This is a genomic window from Streptomyces africanus, assembly GCF_030816955.1.
GTDB classification, from domain to species: Bacteria; Actinomycetota; Actinomycetes; order Streptomycetales; family Streptomycetaceae; genus Streptomyces; species Streptomyces africanus.
In genome coordinates, this window is sequence record NZ_JAUSYP010000001.1 from 7,058,769 (window position 1) to 7,079,551 (window position 20,783).

The 20,783-nt window shown below is 70.4% G+C and carries 14 protein-coding genes; 6 read left to right on the forward strand and 8 right to left on the reverse strand.

Annotated features, from left to right (window positions below; genetic code table 11):
* Positions 1–72 precede the first annotated feature (72 nt).
* Positions 73–480 (forward strand): SRPBCC family protein, encoded by a 408-nt coding sequence (locus QF034_RS32515; protein WP_307178258.1) that lies wholly within the window; start codon positions 73–75, stop codon positions 478–480.
* Positions 481–1,290: 810 nt separating this feature from the next.
* Here the strand turns inward: QF034_RS32515 and QF034_RS32520 are convergent.
* From QF034_RS32520 to QF034_RS32555, 8 genes are all read right to left on the reverse strand, one after another.
* Positions 1,291–2,544 (reverse strand): TolB family protein, encoded by a 1,254-nt coding sequence (locus tag QF034_RS32520; RefSeq protein ID WP_307178259.1) that lies wholly within the window; start codon positions 2,542–2,544, stop codon positions 1,291–1,293.
* A gap of 143 nt (positions 2,545–2,687) precedes the next feature.
* Entirely contained in the window at positions 2,688–3,731 is a 1,044-nt protein-coding gene (locus tag QF034_RS32525) for a LacI family DNA-binding transcriptional regulator (RefSeq protein WP_307178260.1), read from the reverse strand.
* Between the two features lie 203 nt (positions 3,732–3,934).
* Positions 3,935–5,533, reverse strand: a complete 1,599-nt coding sequence (locus QF034_RS32530) for a glycoside hydrolase family 43 protein (protein WP_307178261.1) — start codon at positions 5,531–5,533, stop codon at positions 3,935–3,937.
* Between the two features lie 138 nt (positions 5,534–5,671).
* Complete coding sequence (locus tag QF034_RS32535; protein WP_307178262.1) at positions 5,672–6,586, reverse strand: carbohydrate ABC transporter permease; 915 nt, start codon at positions 6,584–6,586, stop codon at positions 5,672–5,674.
* Positions 6,586–7,470, reverse strand: coding sequence for a carbohydrate ABC transporter permease (locus QF034_RS32540; RefSeq protein WP_307178263.1), 885 nt, complete (start codon positions 7,468–7,470; stop codon positions 6,586–6,588). Before QF034_RS32540 ends, QF034_RS32535 begins: the two co-directional genes overlap by 1 nt.
* A gap of 8 nt (positions 7,471–7,478) precedes the next feature.
* On the reverse strand, positions 7,479–8,816 hold the full coding sequence (locus tag QF034_RS32545; protein WP_307178264.1) for an ABC transporter substrate-binding protein: 1,338 nt from the start codon (positions 8,814–8,816) through the stop codon (positions 7,479–7,481).
* A 384-nt stretch (positions 8,817–9,200) separates the two neighbouring features.
* On the reverse strand, positions 9,201–10,289 hold the full coding sequence (locus QF034_RS32550; protein WP_307178265.1) for a LacI family DNA-binding transcriptional regulator: 1,089 nt from the start codon (positions 10,287–10,289) through the stop codon (positions 9,201–9,203).
* A 433-nt stretch (positions 10,290–10,722) separates the two neighbouring features.
* Positions 10,723–11,736 carry a hydroxyacid dehydrogenase gene (locus QF034_RS32555; RefSeq protein WP_307178266.1) on the reverse strand — a complete coding sequence of 338 codons (1,014 nt, stop codon included), beginning with the start codon at positions 11,734–11,736 and terminating at the stop codon, positions 10,723–10,725.
* A gap of 603 nt (positions 11,737–12,339) precedes the next feature.
* Between QF034_RS32555 and QF034_RS32560 the strand changes: the two genes are divergently transcribed.
* The 5 genes from QF034_RS32560 to QF034_RS32580 are packed head-to-tail and all read left to right on the forward strand — an operon-like array spanning position 12,340 to position 20,758.
* A complete protein-coding gene (locus QF034_RS32560) occupies positions 12,340–13,689 on the forward strand; it encodes an extracellular solute-binding protein (protein ID WP_307178267.1) in 1,350 nt (449 codons plus the stop codon).
* The gene (locus tag QF034_RS32565; protein WP_307178268.1) at positions 13,686–14,684 is read left to right on the forward strand and encodes a carbohydrate ABC transporter permease; all 999 of its coding nucleotides are present in this window, start codon (positions 13,686–13,688) and stop codon (positions 14,682–14,684) included. Before QF034_RS32560 ends, QF034_RS32565 begins: the two co-directional genes overlap by 4 nt.
* The gene (locus QF034_RS32570; protein ID WP_307178269.1) at positions 14,681–15,571 is read left to right on the forward strand and encodes a carbohydrate ABC transporter permease; all 891 of its coding nucleotides are present in this window, start codon (positions 14,681–14,683) and stop codon (positions 15,569–15,571) included. The genes QF034_RS32565 and QF034_RS32570 overlap by 4 nt, the downstream gene beginning before the upstream one ends.
* A gap of 41 nt (positions 15,572–15,612) precedes the next feature.
* Positions 15,613–17,397 (forward strand): glycosyl hydrolase family 28 protein, encoded by a 1,785-nt coding sequence (locus QF034_RS32575; protein ID WP_307178270.1) that lies wholly within the window; start codon positions 15,613–15,615, stop codon positions 17,395–17,397.
* Positions 17,398–17,416: 19 nt separating this feature from the next.
* A complete protein-coding gene (locus tag QF034_RS32580) occupies positions 17,417–20,758 on the forward strand; it encodes an alginate lyase family protein (RefSeq protein ID WP_307178271.1) in 3,342 nt (1,113 codons plus the stop codon).
* Positions 20,759–20,783 lie beyond the last annotated feature (25 nt).

Consider the following 20,783-nt stretch of genomic DNA (forward strand, 5'->3'; position numbering starts at 1 on the left):
TCGGACACCGGTCGCGCGGGGTGTCCGTTCCGTTCAAGACGGCCCTCCGGGCAGGGCCGTAACGTCGCCGCCATGACGACCACGACACGGCAGTCCCGACACCTCGGCATCTCCATCGACCGACCCGCACAGGAGGTCTACGACTACGTCTCGGATCCCGTCAACGTCCCCGGCTGGGCTCCGGGACTGGCCCGTTCCATCGAGCTGGTGGACGGCCGGTGGGTGGGGGAGTCGCCCATGGGGCGGGTCGTGGTGGACTTCACGCCCAGGAACGACTTCGGCGTGCTCGACCACGACGTCACCCTGCCCTCGGGGGAGACCGTCCACAATCCGATGCGGGTGCTCGCCGACGGCCCCGGCTGCGAGGTGGTGTTCACCCTGCGCCGGCAGCCCTGGATGAGCGACGAGGAGTTCCACCGCGACGCGGAGGCGGTGACCGCCGACCTCACCGCCCTCAAGCGGCTGATGGAACGCTCATGAGACATCCGGGGCCGGCCGGATATCCGGAGCTGGCCGGAAAGCGGGTTCCCCGTCCAGCCGAACCCGTGGAACTGTGACCCCTTGTCATGTGACGTGCAACTTTCGACTCGCCGGTTGTCAACCAGATGAGCTGCCGCAATACATCGGAGCCGGGATGCCCGCACACCTGAGTCCACAGATCGCGCGGCGCCCGGACGGCTCCGCCGCGCCTGGTGCGTTCGTCGCTCTGGCGGCCGTCGCGCTGCTCCTGGCCAGCGGGTGCAGCGGGAGCGAGAGCAACCCGGACACGGCACGGGCGACGACATCCACGCGCCACGTCGCCGGGTCGGACGCGGCAGCGAGTTGCCGCCCCGCGGTGAAGCAGGGGTCCCTTCCCCCGTGGGCGCGGAAGGGATTCCCGCGGGACGTGGCACAGCGCCACGTCATCGGCGACCAGGGCCACATCGCCGCGGTGCTCTTCGGATACCCCTACCACGCGCCGGCGGCCGATGGCCGGGAGAACAAGATCCTCTGGGTGGCGAAGGACGCCGAGGGGGCCGCCGCCATGGGGCCTGACGACCGGTTGACCATCAAGGCCCGCCTCGCCGGCACGAACGAAGTGGTGAACCGCTCGGTCGCCGGGGGCCCGGCCCGTCCCTCATCGACATGCCGAAGCCGGGATGCTGGACGTTCTCCCTCTCCTGGGCCGGACATTCCGACAGCCTCGACATCGAGTACACCTAGAACTACGCCGTCCCGTAGTGGATCGGCCGTCGGGGCCCATGCGCGGCATGCGTGCGAGGCCGCGGGCGGCGATCGACCGAGGGCAGTTCAGCGCACGCGCGTGACGAACGCCTGTCGCTCGCTGACGCCGTCCTCGCCTTGGAGGTCGAGCCGCTCCCCGTCGAAGGCCACGACGCGGCCCCGGGCGTCGATGGTCGGATGGGCCGCGGGCCGCTGGTTCACCGTGCCGTCGGGGCGGGCGCTGACCAGGTCCACCCTGCCGGTGCGCAGATCACGCAGGTAGACCACCTGGCGGGGCCGCTGACCGACCTCCGACTCGTACGCGGCGAAAACGATCCGGTGGGCGTCCGCGCTCGGCCGGCCGCTGTGCGTGGCGTACTGCGGCCGCGGACCCAGGACATGGCGCAGGGTTCCCCGCCGCAGATCCCGTACGAAGACGTCCCCCGTGTCGCTGGTGCCTCCGGACGGCAGTGTGAGGCACTTCCAGCGGAACGCGACGTGCCGCCCGTCGGCGCTGATCGCGGGAGCACTGACTCCGTTGTCCGCGGGATCCCCGGCGCAGTCGGCGTCCGCACGGATCCGCTCGCCCGTTCGCCGGTCGAGGACGTGGACGCCCTCGTGGTCCGCGCCGGGACCGGTGGCCGCGTCCCACGCGACGTAGGCGACCCGGCTGCCGTCATGGCTCAGCGTGGGGGAGCCGAGGCTCTGTTCGCCACCGGGCAGCGGGTGGTCGATCCATGAACCCGTACCGCGCCGGAGGTCTCGCACATGGATCCTGAGCCGGTTGCCGGTTCCGGTCGGCCGGCCGGCGAAGGCCACATACCGTCCGTTCCCGCTGAGGACCGGTGCCGACACCGTGCGGAAGGCCGGGTCGGTCGTCTCGTCGATCCGCTCGGTGCGGCCGGTCCGGGTGTCGTGCACATAGGCGGGGAGCTGCACGTCGCGCGGTGGCGGCCAGGTGTCGGGTGCCAGCCCGGCGAACGCCACCCGTGTGCCGTCGGCGCTGATCGACGGCGTCCCGAAGGCCACCTCCTCGCCCTGGCCGCCGGGGACGTCACTGACCCAGCGGAGCTTCCCGGTCCGCAGGTCCTTCACATAGACGTCGGCAGTGGTGTCGGTGTCCCCGGGCGCCAGGTTCGTGGCCCACGACAGGAAGGCCACATGCCTGCCGTCGGCGCTGACCACGGGATACGACGACGCACCGTTCCCCTTCACGCCGTCGGCCGTGACATCGACGAACTCCAGCCCCGGTCTCGGCCCGGACGCCTCGGCGGGCACGGCCGGCGCCACCGCGCACAGCGATGCCACGGCGGCGACGGCCGCGCGTAACGCAGAACGCATTCTTCCCCCAGGTGGACACGTCCCCCTGCCCCCGCGGCAAGGGGCCCGCCCTCATGCAACGGCCCCCACCGGCCTCAGGTCAATGCGTTGATTTGCGTACAACCGGGACGCACGATCAACCGTCCGCGCCCGCGGGACGCTCCCTAGGAGCGCGGCGCGGCGGTGCTCGCCCGTTCCACCAGCCGCGTCGACAGCTCCGTCCGCGTGCTCTCCGGGTGGTGGCCGTCCATCAGGCGCAGCAGCGACCGCAGGGCCGTCGCGGCCATCTCCGACAGCGGCTGGCGGACCGTGGTCAGCGCGGGGGAGGCCCAGCGCGCCTCGGGCAGGTCGTCGAAACCGACCACGCTGACGTCGTCCGGGACGCTCAACCCCCGCTCGGCCAGGGCCTGGTACACCCCCAGCGCCATCCGGTCCGAGCAGACGAAGACGGCCGTCGGCGGCTCGGGCAGGTCGAGCAGTTCGCGCATGCGGCGGCGAGCCAGGCTCTCGTCGAAGTTCGCGTGCCGGACGTACTCGGCGCGGTTGCGGACCCCGGCCGACGCGAGCGCCGAGCGGTACCCGGCGACCCGGGCGCTGCTGCACATCGTGCGCCGGTGACCGGCGATGACGGCGATGCGCTCGTGCCCCAGGGACAGCAGATGCTCCGTGGCCGTCAGACCGCCCCGCCAGTTCGCCGCGCCCACCGACGCCACGCCGTCCGGTGGTTCCTGGACCGGGTCGATCATCACGAACGGGATGCGGTGCTGCTCCAGCCAGGCGTACTGGGAATCGCTCAGCTCGGCCAGGTTGAACAGGACCCCGGAGGAGCCCCGGGCGACCAGCTTGTCCAGCCAGCCGCGCTCGGGGCGGCCGGCCCGGGTACGGGTCAGGGCCGCCGACACCACGACCTCCAGGCCCGCGTCGTGCGCCGCCTCCTCCACCCCGTGCAGCACCGCGCCCGACCAGGAGCTGTCCAGCGAGTGCACGACCAGGTCCACCAGCCGCGGCGCCTTCGACGCGTCGAACCGGGGTCTGCGCACATAGCCGAGCCGGTCGAGCGCCTCGGTGACACGGCGGCGCGTCTCGGGCGCCACGTCCTCCCGGCCGTTGACCACCTTCGACGCGGTCGGCACCGACACCCCCGCCTCGCGGGCCACGACCGCCAGCGTCGGACCGGCCGCCACGCTCGCACTCGCCGTACGGACCATCGGGAACCCACCTCTCCGGCCCGCCCGAGGGCCGTGGAAAGTTTCGACCAGCGCTGCTCACCGCACATCCGGAATCCGACCGGGCAGAAAGCGCTTCCTACTGTAGGTGCGGCGCAGGGCGGCGGGAAGACAGGTGAATTCACGGGTTCTCGTCGGTCAAAACTTTCGAAACCCCGAACAACGCGATCAGTCGGGTGTACGGGTCAGCCGGAGCAGGTCAGCCGGAACCCCGTGAAGTCCGCTGTGAACGCCGCGTCGACGAGGTCCCGGGCATGGATGCCCGCCATCGCACCGGTGAAGCGCAGCCGGGATCCGTGGTCGTCGGAGAGCCGGCTGAAGTCCAGGGCCGGGCCGATCGCCGCCCGCACCCCGTCCCGGACGTGCCAGAAACGCGCCTCGGCACCCTCGATCGTGACCCCCAGCGTCACGGGCGCCGCCGCCGGCACCTCCACGACGGCCACCTGCCGGATGCCCTCCTCGTCGCGCTCCACGAGGCTGAGCACCGTACGGCCCCCCGCACCGGGCGTGCCCCGCCACTGCTGGCCGCGCTGCGGCTCGCCCTCGGGCTCCGCCCAGGTCAGGTCCAGACTGAGATACGCCTCGGGGTTGTACCAGAGCACCAGCCCGGCGGCCTGGGTGAAGGTGACCGGCCGCGCCTCGACGGTGACCTCGGCCTGAGCGCGGTGCTCGGTGACGCGCTGGGCCAGCAGGCTGCTCGCCCAGCGGGACTCCGGCCCGTGCCGGCCGCGCAGCCGGATCCAGCCGGGCCGGGCCGTCGTGTCGGCCCAGGACGCCTCCGGCGGCTCGCGCAGGGAGCTCCACGGCCAGGACAGGTCCTCGGGCGGGGCGGCGGGAGGCAGCGGGTGCGGCCGCGTCGGCACCTCGACCTCGACCGCCGGGTGCCAACCGCCCTGCCGCAGCCGGGGCCAGCCCTCCGCGTCCCAGGTCACCGCCTGGATCGCGGTCTCCCGGCCGAGCGGGCAGCGGCGGCCCTGCGGCGTGTGCAGCGGACGGGCCGTCAGATGACCGAGCAGCCACTGCCCGTCCGCTGTCTCGACCAGCTCGCCGTGCCCAGCCTTCTGCAACGGCACGTCCGGGTCGTCCCGGGTGGTCAGCAGGGGCCGTTCGTCGAGTTCGTACGGCCCGGTCACCTCCCGGCTGCGGGCCACCCGCACTCCGTGCTCCCAGCCCGTGCCGCCCTCCGCGAGCACCAGGTAGTACCAGCCGCCGCGCCGCAGCAGCTTCGGTCCCTCGATCAGCCGGTCGTGCTGGAGCAGCAGACGTGTCTGCCCGATGGGGGCGAGCGTGTCCCGGTCCAGCTCCGTGACGACGATCCCGGCGAACCTCCGGCCGCCCGGCCGGTGGTCGTTCTGGAGGTTCAGCAGCCACAGTCTGCCGTCCTCGTGGAACAGGGCCGGGTCGAAGCCGTGGCTCGCGACCCGGCGCGGCGCACTCCACTCGCCGCTCACCTCGGTCGCCGTCGACACGTATGTGTCCAGGTCGAAGTACGGCGTGCCGACCGAGCGCACGACGGTGTACGTCACCCAGAACCGTTCCCCGTCCCAGCTCAGCGACGGCGCCCAGATGCCCCCGGAGTCGGGCACCCCGGCCAGCGAACCGCCGGGGGCCGCGCCCCGGACGTGCCCCGCGTACTCCCAGTGGGCCAGGTCGCGGGAGCGGTGGACCGGGATCGTCGGGAACCACTCGAAGGAGCTGGTCGCCACGTAGTACCAGTCGCCGACCCGGATCAGGGAGGGGTCGGGGGCGAAACCGCGCAGGACGGGGTTGTGCAGAACGGTCACGTGAGGGCTCCGGGAGGGGTGGGCGCCCGGGGACCGCAGGGAGTCAGGGTCACCTGCGGCCCCCGGAGTCAGTCGGAGGCGAGGGAGATCACTTGAGAGCGCGTCACTTGGGGGGCGCCGGTCATTTGAGGGCACCGGTCACTTGAGGGCGCCGAGCGTCACGCCCGACCGCCAGTAGCGGCGCATCGCGACCATCATGATCGCCATGGGGACGATGGACAGCAGCGCGCCGGTCAGCACCAGGCCCGTCAGGTCGATGCCGGACTCCAGCCGCGTGCCGGTCCAGTTGTACAGGCCCAGGTTGAGCGTCCAGTTCTCCTTGCCGCGCAGCACGGTCAGCGGGAGGAAGAACGCGTTCCAGGTGTTGACGAAGGCCAGCAGGAACACCGTCGCGCCGCCCGTCGTCATCATCCGCAGCACGATGCTGAAGAAGATCCGCAGCTCGCCGGCGCCGTCGATCCGGGCCGCCTCCAGCAGCTCGTAGGGGACCGTCGCCTCGGTGTACACCTTGGCCAGATACACGCTGAACGGGTTGATCAGACAGGGGATCAGCATCGCCCACGGGGTGTCCACCATGCCGAGCGCCGAGAACAGCAGGTACAGCGGGAGCGTGAGCAGGGCGATCGGGATCAGGAACGAGCCCACGACACACGCGAAGATCGCGTCGCGGCCGGGGAAGTCGAAGCGGGCCAGCCCGTAACCGGTTGCGAGCGCGATCAGCGTGCCGCCGAGCGAGCCGACCCCCGCGTACAGGAACGAGTTGGCCGTCCACCGCAGGAAGATCCCGTCCTGGTAGGTGAACACCTGGTGCAGGTTGTCCCACAGGTGCCAGCCGGAGAACCACAGGCCGTTGCTCTGGTACAGCGCCGTGCGGTCCTTGGTCGCGGCGACGATCAGCCACCACACCGGGAACAGGCTGTAGACGCTGGCCAGGATCAGCCCGACCAGCAGGAAGCGCTGACCACCCCGCCCGCGGGAGGCGGCGTCGGGGCGGGGGAGGCGCCGGACGCTGCGGACGGGGGGCCGCTTCGTGGAGTGCTCGGTCAGCACCATCAGTCGGCCTCCTTCGAGGTGAGCCGGTAGAAGAGGAAGGAGGCCACGCCCAGGATCAGGGCGAGCAGCACGGACAGGGCCGCCGCGTAGTTGTAGTTGCCCGCGTTGAACGCCTGGTTGTAGATGATCATGATCGGGGTGAAGCTGTCGCTGACCGTCTGCGGGGTGATGTTCCGGAACAGCGCCGGCTCGTTGAAGATCTGGAGCATCTGGATGATCGACAGCAGACCCGTCAGCACCAGCGCCCCGCGCACGTACGGGATCTTGATGCTGCGCGCGATCCGCAGCTCGGAGGCGCCGTCGAGCCGGGCCGCCTCGAACAGCTCGCGGGGCACGCCCTGGAGCGCCGAGTAGATGATCACCATGTTGTAGCCGATGCCGTGCCAGGTCAGCAGGTTGCCGATGGACGGCCACACCATCGACGGCGCGAAGAAGTTCCAGTCGAGCCCGAAGGCCTTGCCGATCGGGGTCAGCGGGCCGACGTCCGGGCTGTAGAGGTTGACCCACACGATCGCCGCGACCACGCCCGGGATCATGTACGGCACCAGCAGCAGGATCCGGAACCGGCTCGCCACCCTGGAGGTGACCGCGTCCAGGAACAGCGCCAGCAGCAGGCTGATCAGCAACATGAACGGGATCTGCACACAGGCGAAGAGCACCACCCGCAGGATGGAGTTCATGAACGCCGAGTCGGTCAGGCCCTGCGTGTAGTTGTCGAGCCCGACGAACTCCGTGGTGGCGCCGCCGAGGCCCAGCCCGGACTGCTTCTCCGTGAACAGCGACTCGTAGACGGCGTAGCCGATCGGGAGGAGATACAGGAAGACGAAGCCGAGCTGGAAGGGCACCGTGAACGCGGCACCCTTCCAGCGCATGGAGCGAATCATCGAATGCCTCAGCCCTTGACGCTGATACCGCGGGACTTCAGGTCCTTGACCGTCCACTGCTGCATGTGCGCGAGCAGGTCGGTGACCGTCTGCTCCTTGTTGACGACCTTGGCCCAGCCCGCCTGCAGCTCGGTGAACATCGCGGTCCAGTTGGGCCCGAAGGTCCAGTCGGTGGTGACGGTGCCCAGGCTGTCCGTCACGACCTTCTGCGCCGGCTCGTAGTTCTTGCCGAGCAGCTTCTGCGAGATCGACTCCCCGACGTAGGCCTTGCTGTCGGCCAGTGCCGGCATCACGCCGTTGCCCGTCTCCGGGCTGGCCATCGTCTTGACCGCGTCCTGGTTCGTCGACATCCACAGCGCGGCCCGCGCCGCCTGCTCCTGGTTCTTGCACTGCTTGGTCACCAGGGTCACGCTGCCGGTCAGGTTGGTACCCGCCGGCGTCTTGGGCGCCTCGCCCTGGTACGTCGGCCACGGGGCAAGGGCCCAGTCGCCGAAGGACTTGGTGAAGTTCTGCACCATGCCGGCCATCTGCCAGGTGGAGATCTGCCGGGTCGCGGTGGCGCCGGTGTCGTAGCTGCGCTGCACGGCCGCGTAGTCGGCGAAGGACAGCTTGGCGTTCAGGTCGTTGTCGATGATCTCCTGGATCACCTTCGCGGCCTTGAGGGTGCCCTCGTCCTGGAAGTTCACCTTCCAGGCGTTGCCGTCGATCGCGTACCAGTGCGCACCGGCCTGCATGGCGAGCACCTCCAGGGTGCTCGGGTCCTCACCGGCGTAGTTGGTGATCTTGATGTTGTGCTTCTTCAGCTCCTTGCCCGCGGCGATGAAGTCGTCCCAGGTCGCCGGGGGCTTCAGGCCGTACTTCTTGAAGATGTCCGTGCGGTAGATCGTGAACTGGGGCGCCGAGCTGGTCGGCACGCCGTACAGCTTGCCCTGCACCTGCGCGCTCGCCCAGGCGCCGGTGTTGAACTTGTCCTTCTCGCCCCCGACGTAACTCGTGATGTCGGCGAGCGCGCCCTGCGAGACCCAGCTGGTCACGTACTCGGCGGTGTTCTGCACCAGGCAGGGGGCGTTACCGGCCTTCACCGCGTTGGTCAGCTGCTTCTGCATGGTCAGCTGGTCGGTGACCTTGGTGTACTTCAGCTGGATGTCCTTGTGCGAGGCGTTGAACGCCTTGACGACCGCCTCCTGGCCGTTGGCCCAGCCCCAGAAGGGGAGGGTGACCGGGCCGGACTTCGACGCGGCGTCGTCGCCCGAGCCGGATCCGCCGCAGGCGGAGAGCAGACCTGTCAGCGCGATACCCGCGACAGCGGCGGAGGCGAACCTTCTCCGGGGGCTGGTGAAGTTCATCTGACCGTGATCCTTCGGAATAGGCGTTCTCAGAACGAGAGGACGGCAGCGGCTCGGTTGTGCTGGCCAGGAACGGCGGCCGGAAACCGTCGGCTCGCGGTTGCGGGGGGTTCGGCCAAGCGGAAGCAGAAGCTGTAGTAAGCGGTTGCTGGGACGGTAGGCGGCGGGCTCGGCTCTTAGCAAGAGGTGCGCGGAAATTTGTTACGGCGGATTGTCCGCCGGGTTATCTCCGGGCGCGCGGCGGGCGCCCGTGCGCGGGCTCGCATACCCGCAGGTCACTGCGGTGCCGGACAGGCCGGTCCGAGTCCTCGGCGGGTCCGCCGACCGCAACCTCGAACGGGCCGCAAAGACTCGGGAAAACGGTTACGTAACGCTGTCTGGCCGCTATCCGCGCTGACCCGGCGGCTGCACCGAGTTGCGGACCACGACATGCGTGCCCAGCACCAGATGGTCGCCGTCGGCGCTCTTGCGGCGCCCCGCGCCGCCCTCGCGCCGGTCGGCCACCGCGCGCAGCGCGACGCGGCCCATCTCCTCGTACGGCACGTGCACGGTGGTGAGTTGCGGAGTGAGCTGGGACGCGAGCGGGATGTCGTCGTAACCGACGATCGAGACGTCCTCGGGCACCCGCAGGCCCGCCGCGCGCAGCGCCTGCATGCCGCCCGCCGCGACCACGTCCGTCCCCGCCAGCACGGCGGTGAAGTCCGGCGTCTCGTGCAGGGCCGCCTCCACGGCCTCGTACCCGTGCTCGTAGTCGTACGGGCCGTGCCGGACCATACCCGGGTCGAACGGCACGCCGTACGCCTCGAAGGCCCGCTGCGCTCCGCTCAACCGGCCCTGCGCGGTGGTCAGTTCGGCGTGGCCCGGCAGGACCAGGACGCGCCGGTGACCGGCCGACAGCAGATGGCTGGCCATCGCGTAGGCGCCGCCTTCGTTGTCGTAGTCGACGGTCGTCGCCGGGACGTCGCCCTCCAGCGGGGGCCTGCCCACCAGGACCAGATGCGAGCCGGCCGCGTCCAGGGAGCGGGCGAAGCGGGCCATGCGCAGCTGGTACTCGTCGTAGTCGTACGCACCGCCGAGCAGGATCACGGCGGCCACGCCCTGCTGGCGCATCAGGTTCACCAGGGCCAGCTCCCGCTCCGGGTCGTCGCCGGTCGTGCCGACCAGGGAGAGCCAGCCGCGCAGCGTGGCGGCGCCCTCGACGCCCTTCGCGACATGCGCGAACGCGGCGCCGGTGATGTTGTTGATGAGGATCGCCACCGTCGGTGTGCCGCCGCCGGCGAGTGAACGGGCATGGGCGTTGGTGACGTAGTCCAGGTCCCGGACCACCTTCATCACCCGGCGGCGCAGCTCCTCCGACACCGGGTAGTTGCCCGACAGCACCCGCGAGACGCTGGCCACCGAGACGCCGGCCCGCTCCGCGACGTCGCGGATGGTCGCCCGTCCGGCGTCGCTCGTCGCCTTGCGCTGACTCACCCTTGCGGCTCCTTCACCGTTGCGTCCCGATCCGGCGCCGGGGCGCTGCCCCCACCCGTGCGGAAACCGTATCCCATCGTTACTCCCAGGCTGGAGGGCTTGTGGACGGCGGACCGCAGGCGGCTGCGCGACGTGCTGCGGGCCGGTGGTGCCGTGTCCCGGGCTGGGCGGGGTTGCTGTGATGCGCGGTCCGGGCTCGCCGCCGTGCAGGGCGCCGGAGGCGCTGTCGTGTCCTTTGCCGTGCGGGTTGCACGACCGTACGTGAGCCCGGCCGAGGCGGCCGCCCTCGGCGCAGCGCCCCGGACCGGGCGCGCCGCCGTGACGCGGACCGGAACGCACCGCCGTGACGCGGACCGGAACGCCCCTCCGCGACAGGACACCCCGCCGCGCAGGCGTTCCCAGGGCCCTGCCCTGCCCTCCCGTGCCGCCGCCGTCACGCCACCCGCGAGAGGTCCGCGTGCCGCACCTCGTGGGCCGGTGGCAGGCCCGCCACCAGGCGCTCCAGTTCCTCGACGACGATGCGGCCGAGCCGCTCCAGTTCGTTGCCCAGTGAGCCGGCGATGTGCGGCGTGAGGAACACGTTGGGCAGGTTGTACAGCGGGGATGCGGCCGGCAGCGGCTCCGGGTCCGTGACGTCGAGGACCGCGCTGAGCCGGCCGGAGACCAGCTCGTCGGCGAGGGCCTCGTGGTCGACCAGCGCGCCGCGGGCGGTGTTGATGAGCACGCCGCCGTCCCGCACCAGGGCGAGCCGGCCGCGGTCGAGCATGTGGTGGGTCTCGGGGATGTCGGGGGCGTGCAGACTCACGATGTCGCTGTGTCTGAGCAGGTCCTCCAGCGACAGCGACTCCGCACCGAGGGCGGCCGCCTCGGCCGGGCTCACGTACGGGTCGTGCAGCAGGACGGTGAGGTCGAACGGCCGCAGCAGCTCCAGCAGTCGGCGGCCCACCCGGGACGCGCCGATGACCCCGACCCGGCGGCCGAGGTTGCCCGTCGCCGCGGTCTGCGCGGGGCCCGGGTAGGTGTGCGTGCGGCGGAAGCGCTCGCGGTGGTCGAAGGCGTCCTTGCCCACGAGCAGGATCATCGCGAGCGTGTACTCCGCGACGGGCACGGCGTTGCCCGTCACCGCGCTGGAGACCTTCACGCCGCGCTCCCACAGGGCGTCACCGACCAGGGAGCGCACGGAGCCCGCCGCGTGCAGGACGGCGTGCAGCTTCGGGGCCGCCGTGAGGGCACCGGTGTCCAGATGCGGGCAGCCCCAGCCGGTGATCAGCACCTCGGCGGAGGCCAGGGCGTCGGCCGCGGCCGGATCGGTGAAGTCCCGCACGACCAACCCGGGGTCGATGTCGGCCGTGCACCTCAGCCGCTCCATCAGCGGCGGAGGAAAGAGCAGCGGGAGGTGCACCGGGTCCATCGCGAACACGGCCCGCGGCAGCTGAGGGCTGGGCATGACTCTCCTGGAGCAGAGGACGGAAACAGTTTCAGAAAGCGCCTTCTACCGTAGATCCGCCGGTAAGCGGCGGTCAATCGACAGGGCCGAGGTGATGGCCGGCGGTGCCGGTTTCCCGGGCAACGGCCTTGGTTTTCCCACGTTGTGCGGTGAGAGGCACAGGCGGAGCGGAGCGAACAGGGGTCGTAGGGGAGTGTGCGGCTGTGACGGAAGGTCGCGAGTGGTCACGCCTCGCTGCGGCTCGACGCGAGCAGCTTGTAGAAATCGATTACCACTGTTTCAGTGAGCGACCGTGGGGACCGGCTGCGCCGCCGTCGGCCCCTGCATACCCGGCTGACCGGTTCAGCAACCGGTTCCCATTCTTGTTGCCGAGACGAGATCCCCGGCGCCCCTGGTCAGGGCCGCACGGCCACCCGTCGGCGGCTGGTGCGCGGCGCGCGAAACAGGTCTCACCGGCGCTGTGGCTGATGACGTCGAGGTTACACAGTCTTTTCGAAAATTCGTCAAGGCTCTTGACGCGCCATCCCGACCGCAAGAAGCTCTGCCCCACGCACAACAACCGGTTGCCACAGCAGGCCGGAAAAGCAAGGAGGTGGTGCGTTCATGCACCCACATGCTGGTGCTTCCCTGAGCCGCCGCCGTTTCCTCGCCCTGTCCGCGTCGGGCGCCGCGGTCGGCGCCACGGCGCTGAGCGGCTGCGCCCTGCAGGTGGCCGGCGCAGCGACCGGCGGCGGCGAGAGCGTCACGATGATGGTCAACCTCGACGACGTCCCGCCGGCGCTGGTCAAGCAGGCCCAGAAGGAACTCGGCATCAGGATCACCGTGGTGGCGAACGACATCACCCGGCTGATCGCGATGCTCACCAACGGCAACCCGCCGGACCTGGTACGCGGCGTCGGCGCCCTCGACGCGCCGTTCTTCGCCGCCCGGGGCGTGGCCGAGAACCTCGACCCGTACTTCGCGAGGTCCACCGTCCTCAAGGTCGACGACCTGGACCCGGCCAACGACCTGTGGCGGTACGACGGGAAGACCCAGGGCAAGGGCCCCCGCTACGGCATGGCGAAGGACTTCTCCCAGGACGCGATGTTCTGGTACAACACCGCGCACTACGACCAGGCCGGCCTCGACTACCCCTCCGAGACGGAGCCGATCACCTTCGAGCAGTGGCTCGACGACGCCAAACGGCTGGTCCGGCGCAAGAACGGCCAGACCACCGTCTACGGCGGCAGTTACAACGGCCTCGGCCTCGGCATCCTCTTCACCAACCTCACCGCCGCCGCCGGCGGCAGCCTCTTCTCCGAGGACTTCAGCCGCGTCGACTTCACCACCCCCGAGGCCCGCAGGGCCCTGACCTGGTACGTGGACTACGCCAGGACCAGGGTCGGACCGAGCCTCGTCCAGCCCAACCCCGACGCCTGGGACGGGCCCACCTACGTCGCGAACCGCATGGCCATGTCCGGCAACGGCTACTGGCTCGGCGGCATGATCAACGCCGAGCCGAAGCTCGCGAAGACGTCCCGGCTCGCCCCCGCCCCCGTCTTCGAGGGCGGCCCGCGGATCAGCTCCTGCCAGGGCGCCACCGGCATGTGGATGCCGAAGAAGGCCCGCAACAAGGACGCCGCCTGGCGGGTCTTCGAGTGGTTCTTCGGCGAGGGCCCGGCCAAGGCCCGCGCGGAGGGCGGGTGGGGCATCCCGAGTCTGAAGTCGCTCCAGCCGCTGATGCCGCACAAGGAGGACTACCAGCAGCGCGTCCTGAAGGTGCAGCGGGCCGAGTTGAAGCACTTCTCGGTGACGCCCTTCACCCCCTACATCAAGTGGGACGCGCTGGAAGCCCTCATCAACCAGGTCATTCCCGCCGCGATGAAGGGCCGGATCTCCGTCGACACTCTCGCGGGACGCCTCAACTCGGCGGTCAACGACCAGATGAAGCGCGGTAAGGAGCAGGTGGGATGACCGTCAGCCAGATCCCCGAAGTCGCCCCGGGCCCCCGTGCCGCCGCGCGCTCCGGCGCCGCGCCCTCCGTGAGCCTGCCGCGCACCTCCATGACGGCCCGCCGGCACCGGGCGTTCTACCTGTTCACCTCGCCCTGGATCATCGGCTTCCTGCTGCTGACCGTCGGGCCCATGGCGTACGCGCTGTGGCTGAGCTTCACCACCTACGACGGCATCTCGCCCAAGTGGCGCTACGTCGGGCTCGACAACTACCGCGAGCTGCTGTCCGACCCGGTGACCTGGGACTCGCTCAGCCGCGCGGGCGTGTTCGCCCTGACCTCCGTACCGCTGTCGATCGTCGCGGGACTCGCTCTCGCGGTCCTGGTCAACCGCCCCCTGAAGGCCCGCGGTCTGTTCCGCACGCTGCTCTATCTGCCGGCCGTGGTACCGCCGGTGGGCGCCGGGCTCATCTTCAAACAGCTCTTCAACCGCGACTCGGGTGCCGCCAACGGTGTGCTGAACATCTTCGGCATCGACGCCGTCGCCTGGCTCGACGACCCCTACGCCCGCTACGTGATCCTGATGGCGGTGCTGTGGGGCGCCGGGAACATCATGATCATCTCGCTCGCCGGTCTTCAGGACGTACCCCGTGAACTCCACGAGGCGGCCCGGATCGACGGGGCGAGCCCCTGGCGGACCTTCCGCAGCATCACCGTGCCGCTGCTCTCGCCGGTTCTGCTCTTCCAGGCCGTGACCGGGATGATCGCCTCGGTCCAGACGATCATGCCGCTGCTGATCGCCTCCGACCCCACCCCGAAGGGTGTCACCGCGATCCCGCAGACCAACTACATGTACATGATGCACGTGTTCGCGGAGTACTTCGCTCTGGGCCGCTACGGCTACGCCTCCGCGCTGCTGTGGATCCTCTTCGTCCTGATCCTCATCGTGACCGGACTCATCTTCAAGGCCACGTCCGGCGTGGTGTTCTACAACGTCGACCCGGAGGCGAAGAAGTGACCGCCACCACCGTGACCCCGAAGGCCCCCGTGACCCCGGAGCCCCCCGGCGCCGAGGCCCGTGTGCGGGTGCGCGCCTCCCGCCTCGTCCTCTACACCGTCCTCGTCGTGGTCACCGGCCTGATGCTCGGGCCGTTCGGCTGGCTGGTCGTCACCGGCCTGAAGACCACGCCCGAACTGGCCGCGTCCCCGGTGCACTGGCTGCCCGACGCGATCCAGTGGCACAACTTCGCCGACGCCTTCACCCAGATCGACTTCCTCGGCTACGCCCGCAACTCGCTCATCGTCTCCCTGATCTACGCCACCCTCGTCACCCTCAGTTCCGCCTGGGTCGGTTTCGGGTTCGCCCGGCTCGACGCCCCCGGCAAGAAGGTGCTGTTCGGGGTGCTGCTCGGCTCGATGATGCTGCCGCAGATGATCACGCTCTTCCCGACGTACCTCATCTTCGCGAAGCTCGGCATGGTCGACACCTACTGGCCCTGGGTGCTGTGGGGACTGGCCGCCGCGCCCTATCTGGTCTTCCTGTTCCGGCAGTTCTTCGCCGGGATGCCCCGGGAGCTGGAGGAGGCCGCGATCGTCGACGGGGCGAGCTACCCCCGGATCTTCCGGCAGATCTTCCTGCCGCAGTCCTGGCCGGTGCTGGCCGCGAGCTTCGTGATCGCCTTCACCTGGTCGTGGGGCGACTTCATCGCCCCGATGCTGCTGCTGTCCAGCGACCGCACCACTCTCTCCGTCGCCATCATGACCTCCTACGTCACGCCGGGCGGACTGCCCGTGAACAACCTCCTGGCGGCCGGCTCCGTGATGTACGTCGTGCCCATCCTGCTGATCTTCCTCGTCGCCCAGCGCGGATTCGTCGCGGGGATGTCCACCACCGGCCTCAAGTGACCTTCCGTCTCTCACCTCTCTCTTGCTGAAGGACCTTCTCCATGAACGACGCCCAGAGCACCGGCCTGTCCCGGCGCACCGTTCTCCAGGCCGCGGGTGCCACGGTCGCCGCCTACTCACTGATCGGAGCGGCAGCCGGCGCCGCGCGAGCGGCGGACGAGCCCGCATCGACGAACAAGCTGGTGGTGTACCCCATCCCGAGCGGGGTCCCGACCAACTCGAGCTACTCCGTCAAGGCCCGTACGCTGGGCGGCACATGGCAGACGGTGCCCGTCTACCGCGCCAGAGCGAAGCAGATCGACGCGAACACGGGCAGCGGCCCGGTCTTCAACTCCTCCGTCGCCACGTTCGACTTCAAGGGCACCGTCGAGGTCGCCGTCACCTCCTCCAAGGGCACCATCGGCACCGCGCGCATCCGCCCGCTGTCCTACGACACCCCGTTCACGGTGGACGGCGCCACGGTGACCTTCACCCTCACCGAGCCGCGCAACCTCTCCATCGAGATCGACGGCGACCTCTTCAACAACCTGCAGCTGCACGCCAACCCGATCGAGTCGAACGCGCCCGACCCCGACGACCCCGACGTCATCTACTTCGGCCCCGGCCTGCACAAGACCACCGACAACGTGGTGAAGGTGCCCAGCGGCAAGACGCTCTACCTGGCCGGCGGCGCGGTGCTGACGTCCCGGGTGGAGTTCCACGAGGTGGAGAACGCCCGGATCATCGGCCGCGGCGTGCTGTACAACACGGCGAACGGCATCCTGGTCGAGTACGCGAAGAACATCGAGATCGACGGCATCACGGTGCTCAACCCGAGCAGCGGCTACTCGGTCACCGTCGGCCAGTCGAAGCAGGTCACCGTCCGCAACCTGCACTCCTACAGCCACGGCCAGTGGGGTGACGGCATCGACGTCTTCTCCAGCGAGGACGTCCTCATCGACGGCGTCTGGATGCGCAACTCCGACGACTGCATCGCGATCTACGCCCACCGCTGGGACTACTACGGCGACTGCCGCAACATCACCGTCCGCAACTCCACCCTCTGGGCGGACGTGGCGCACCCGATCAACGTCGGCACGCACGGCAACACCGACAAGCCGGAGACCATCGAGAACCTCGTCTTCAGCAACATCGACGTCCTGGACCACCGCGAACCGCAGATGGACTACCAGGGCTGCATCGCGCTCAACCCCGGTGACAGCAACCTGCTGAAGAACGTCCGCGCCCAGAACATCCGGGTGGAGGACTTCCGCTGGGGCCAGCTGATCAACATGCGGGTCATGTTCAACAAGTCGTACAACACCTCCGTCGGGCGGGGCATCGACGGGGTGTACATCCGGGACCTGACCTACACCGGGACGCACGCCAACCCGTCCGTCATGGTCGGCTACGATGCGGACCACGCCATCCAGAACGTCACCTTCCAGAACCTCGTCATCAACGGCAAGGCCATCGCCAACGGGATGAAGAAGCCCGGCTGGTACAAGTTCACCGACATGATGCCGGCGTACGCCAACGAGCACGTGCTGAACATGCGGTTCCTGAACTCCACCGAGGCCACGTCCACCGACAAGCCCGGGCTCACCAGCCCGGACCAGGCGACGGCCACCAAGAACCAGGTCTTCAACCACCTCATCACGGCCACCGGTCTGCCCACGTCGTTCAACGCCGACGGGTTGCCGAAGGGGCTGGACGTCGACACCGCCACCGGTCTGATCTCCGGGACCGTGCGGGACAACGTCGGCACGTTCACGGTCACCGTCTCGGCCACCAACAGCGTGGGCACCGCGACGCAGACCCTCACGCTCACCGTCCAGCACGCGTGACGCGGCCCCCTTGAGAACCATGGAGTCACCCGTGCTTCCTCTCAGCCGACGGTCCTTCCTCGGCGCGGCAGGGCTCGTGGTCGCGGCCGGAGGCGGACTGCTGTCCGCCTCCGCCGCGGCGGCGTGGGCCCAGGACGACAAGACCCGGCTCCGCGCCTTCACCCACCCCGGACTGCTGCACAGCGCCGACGACCTCGCCCGCATGAAGGCCGCGGTCGCCGCGAAGGAGTCCCCGGTCTACGACGGCTACCTCGCCCTCGCCGCCCACGCGCGCTCGAAGGCCACGTACGCCATCCAGAACACCGGCCAGATCACCTCCTGGGGCCGCGGCCCCACCAACTTCCAGAACCAGGCCGTCGCCGACTCGGCCGCCGCCTACCAGACCGCGCTGATGTGGTGCGTCACGGGCGACCGGGCCTACGCCGACAAGTCCCGCGACATCCTCAACACCTGGTCGGCGTCCCTGACCGCCGTCACCGGCGCCGACGGGCCGCTCGGCGCCGGCCTCCAGGTCTTCAAGTTCGTCAACGCCGCCGAACTGCTGCGGCACAGCGGCTACGACGGCTGGGCGAAGGAGGACATCGCGCGCTGCGAGGAGTCCTTCCTGCGCGTCTGGTATCCGGCCGTATCCGGCTACATGCTCTACGCCAACGGCAACTGGGACCTGACGTCCATTCAGTCCATCCTGGCCATCGGCGTGTTCTGCGAGGAGCCCACCCTCTTCGAGGACGCGCTGCGCTTCGCCGCCGCCGGCGCGGGCAACGGCAGTGTCCCGCACCGCATCGTCACCGACGCGGGACAGGGCCAGGAGTCCGGCCGCGACCAGGGCCACGAGCAGCTCGCCGTCGGCCTGCTCGCGGACGCCGCACAGGTCGCCTGGAACCAGGGCGTCGACCTGTACGCCTTCGACGGCAACCGGCTGCTGAAGAACGTCGAGTACGCCGCCCGCTACAACCTCGGCGGGGACGTGCCGTTCGTCCCCGACCTGGACCGCACCGGCAAGTACATCAAGACGTCCGTCTCCGCCGTCGGGCGCGGAAACCTGCCCCCGATCTACGAGATGGCCTACGCGCACTACGCCGGTGTCCGGGGCCTCGACACCCCCTTCACCAAGGCGGCCGTCTTCCGCGGCACGGGCGGCGCCCGGGTCGTCGAGGGCAGCAACGACGACCTGCCGAGCTGGGGCACCCTCACCTTCGCCGGCACCAAGGCCCCGGCCCCGGCCGAGCCCACGGCTCCGGCCGGTGTCACGGCGGTGGGCGGTGACAAGTCCGTCACCGTGGCCTGGCTGCCGTCCGCGTGGGCCGAGTCGTACACGGTCCTGCGGGCCACCGCCGCCGACGGGCCGTACGAGACGATCGCGACCGGCCTCGGCACCCCGGAGTACACCGACCGGGACGCCCGCCCGGGCAGGCCCTCCTACTACACGGTCACGGCCGCCAACTCCCAGGGCAGCAGCGCACGTTCCGCCTGGGCGGCGGCGGTCCCCGGGCTGCCCGACCCCTGGGCGACGCGGGACGTCGGGGACGTGCGGATACCCGGCTCGGCCGTGTTCGACGGCGAACGGTTCGTGCTGGAGGCGTCCGGCACCGCCGACACCCACCGCCTGGCCTACCTGCCGCTGCGCGGCGACGGCACGATCACCGCGCGGATCGTGTATCCGCTCAGCTCCCAGTACTCCAGGATCGGCGTCACCGTACGGGCCGGCCTGGACGCGGACGCCGCCCACGCCGCCATGCTGATCCAGGGCCTGCCGCTGCACACCTGGAGCGGCGTGTGGTCCGTACGGGCCAAGGCGGGAGCCGCCGTCAAGGGCACCGGCAGCACACCCGTGCCGCCCTCCCAGCAGCAGACGATCACCACCGGCGCCGCCTTCCCGATCTCCTCCCTCGGCACCCTGCCCGAGTCGGCGACCCCGCTTCAAGCCCCGTACGTCGAGGGCGCGGGCGACGGCTACCGGCTGCGCATGCCGTACTGGGTCCGCGTGACCCGCCGGGGCGACCGCTGCACCGGCGCCATCTCCCCGGACGGCATCCGCTGGACCGACGTCGGCTCCACCGACGTCGACCTCGGCAGCACCGCGTATGTCGGTCTCACCCTCACCTCCTGCCTCGGCGTCGACGAGGACTACGCCGAGACCGGCACCGGCGCCTTCGACAACGTCAGCGTCGTCTCCCGGACCGCCGACGAGGTCTGGTCCGTGCCCCGCCCGGCCACCGCCGCCGGCGACCTGCGGGCCACCGCGGGCGCCGACGCGGTCGAACTGGCCTGGACCGACCCGGACCTCTCCGCCCGCTACAAGGTGCTGCGCGCCACCGCGGCCGGCGGACCCTACGAGACGATCGCCACCGGCATCGGCGCGGTCGGCTTCGGCACCCGCGTCCGGTACGCCGACGCCACCGGCACACCCGGCACGACGTACCACTACGCCGTCGCCAAGACCAACTGCGCCGGACGCGGCCCCTTGTCGGAGTCCGCCCCGGCAACGATGCCGACACCGTCCACGCCGAACCTCACCTCCGCCACCACGGCGTTCGCCAACAAGGGCGTGCCCTTCCAGCACCTCCTGCGCGCCTCGCACGAACCCATACGGTTCGGAGCGGACGGGCTGCCCGACGGCCTGCGCGTCGACAAGCGGACCGGCCTGATCTCCGGAACACCCACACAGAAGGGCGAGTTCGAGGTCACCACCACCGCGGGCAACGCCGCCGGAGACACCACCGGCACCCTCACCCTCACGGTCGGCACCCCGCCGCCCGCGCCCTGGACCTACGGCGACCTCGGCGACGTCGTCCTCGACGACCGCGCCTACGGCACCCTCGGCGTGGTCGCCGTCCGCACCCCCGGCAGCACCGCCCACGAGGACGGGACCTTCGTGGTGCGGGGCGCCGGGACCGACCTCACCGTCAACAACCAGGGCATGACCGGCCAGTTCGTACGGCGGCCCGTCACCGGCGACTGCGAGGTCACCGCCCGCCTGGTCTCCCGCGCCGGAGCCACCGGCGACCGGGCCGGCCTGCTCATGGTCAAGTCCCTGTCGCCGTTCGACCAGGCGGCCGGGACGATCGTCACCGGCGGCACGAGCGCCCAGCTGATGCTGCGCCCGACCGTCGCCGGCAAGTCCACGTTCACGGGCAACGCGGCGGTCACCGCCCCCTGCCTGCTGCGGCTGAAGCGCACCGGGACGCACTTCACCGCATCCGTCTCGTCCGACGACGGCGCCACCTGGACCCCCCTCGCCGAGGGAGACATCCCCGGCTTCGGTGACGCCCCCTACTACGTGGGCCTCGTGGTCTGCTCCCGCGACCCCCTGGCCCGCAGCACCACCGAGTTCGACGAGGTGAGCATCACCCCCATGTAATCCCTCCACGGATGGGAGAAACCCC

Excerpts from the sequence above, each read along its gene's own strand:
- QF034_RS32535 (WP_307178262.1), bottom strand. The coding sequence starts at position 6,586 with ATGGTGCTGACCGAGCACTCCACGAAGCGGCCCCCCGTCCGCAGCGTC.
- QF034_RS32580 (WP_307178271.1), top strand. The coding sequence starts at position 17,417 with ATGGAGTCACCCGTGCTTCCTCTCAGCCGACGGTCCTTCCTCGGCGCG.
- QF034_RS32520 (WP_307178259.1), bottom strand. The coding sequence starts at position 2,544 with ATGCGTTCTGCGTTACGCGCGGCCGTCGCCGCCGTGGCATCGCTGTGC.
- QF034_RS32525 (WP_307178260.1), bottom strand. The coding sequence starts at position 3,731 with ATGGTCCGTACGGCGAGTGCGAGCGTGGCGGCCGGTCCGACGCTGGCG.
- QF034_RS32555 (WP_307178266.1), bottom strand. The coding sequence starts at position 11,736 with ATGCCCAGCCCTCAGCTGCCGCGGGCCGTGTTCGCGATGGACCCGGTG.
- QF034_RS32560 (WP_307178267.1), top strand. The coding sequence starts at position 12,340 with ATGCACCCACATGCTGGTGCTTCCCTGAGCCGCCGCCGTTTCCTCGCC.
- QF034_RS32545 (WP_307178264.1), bottom strand. The coding sequence starts at position 8,816 with ATGAACTTCACCAGCCCCCGGAGAAGGTTCGCCTCCGCCGCTGTCGCG.
- QF034_RS32575 (WP_307178270.1), top strand. The coding sequence starts at position 15,613 with ATGAACGACGCCCAGAGCACCGGCCTGTCCCGGCGCACCGTTCTCCAG.
- QF034_RS32565 (WP_307178268.1), top strand. The coding sequence starts at position 13,686 with ATGACCGTCAGCCAGATCCCCGAAGTCGCCCCGGGCCCCCGTGCCGCC.
- QF034_RS32540 (WP_307178263.1), bottom strand. The coding sequence starts at position 7,470 with ATGATTCGCTCCATGCGCTGGAAGGGTGCCGCGTTCACGGTGCCCTTC.
- QF034_RS32515 (WP_307178258.1), top strand. The coding sequence starts at position 73 with ATGACGACCACGACACGGCAGTCCCGACACCTCGGCATCTCCATCGAC.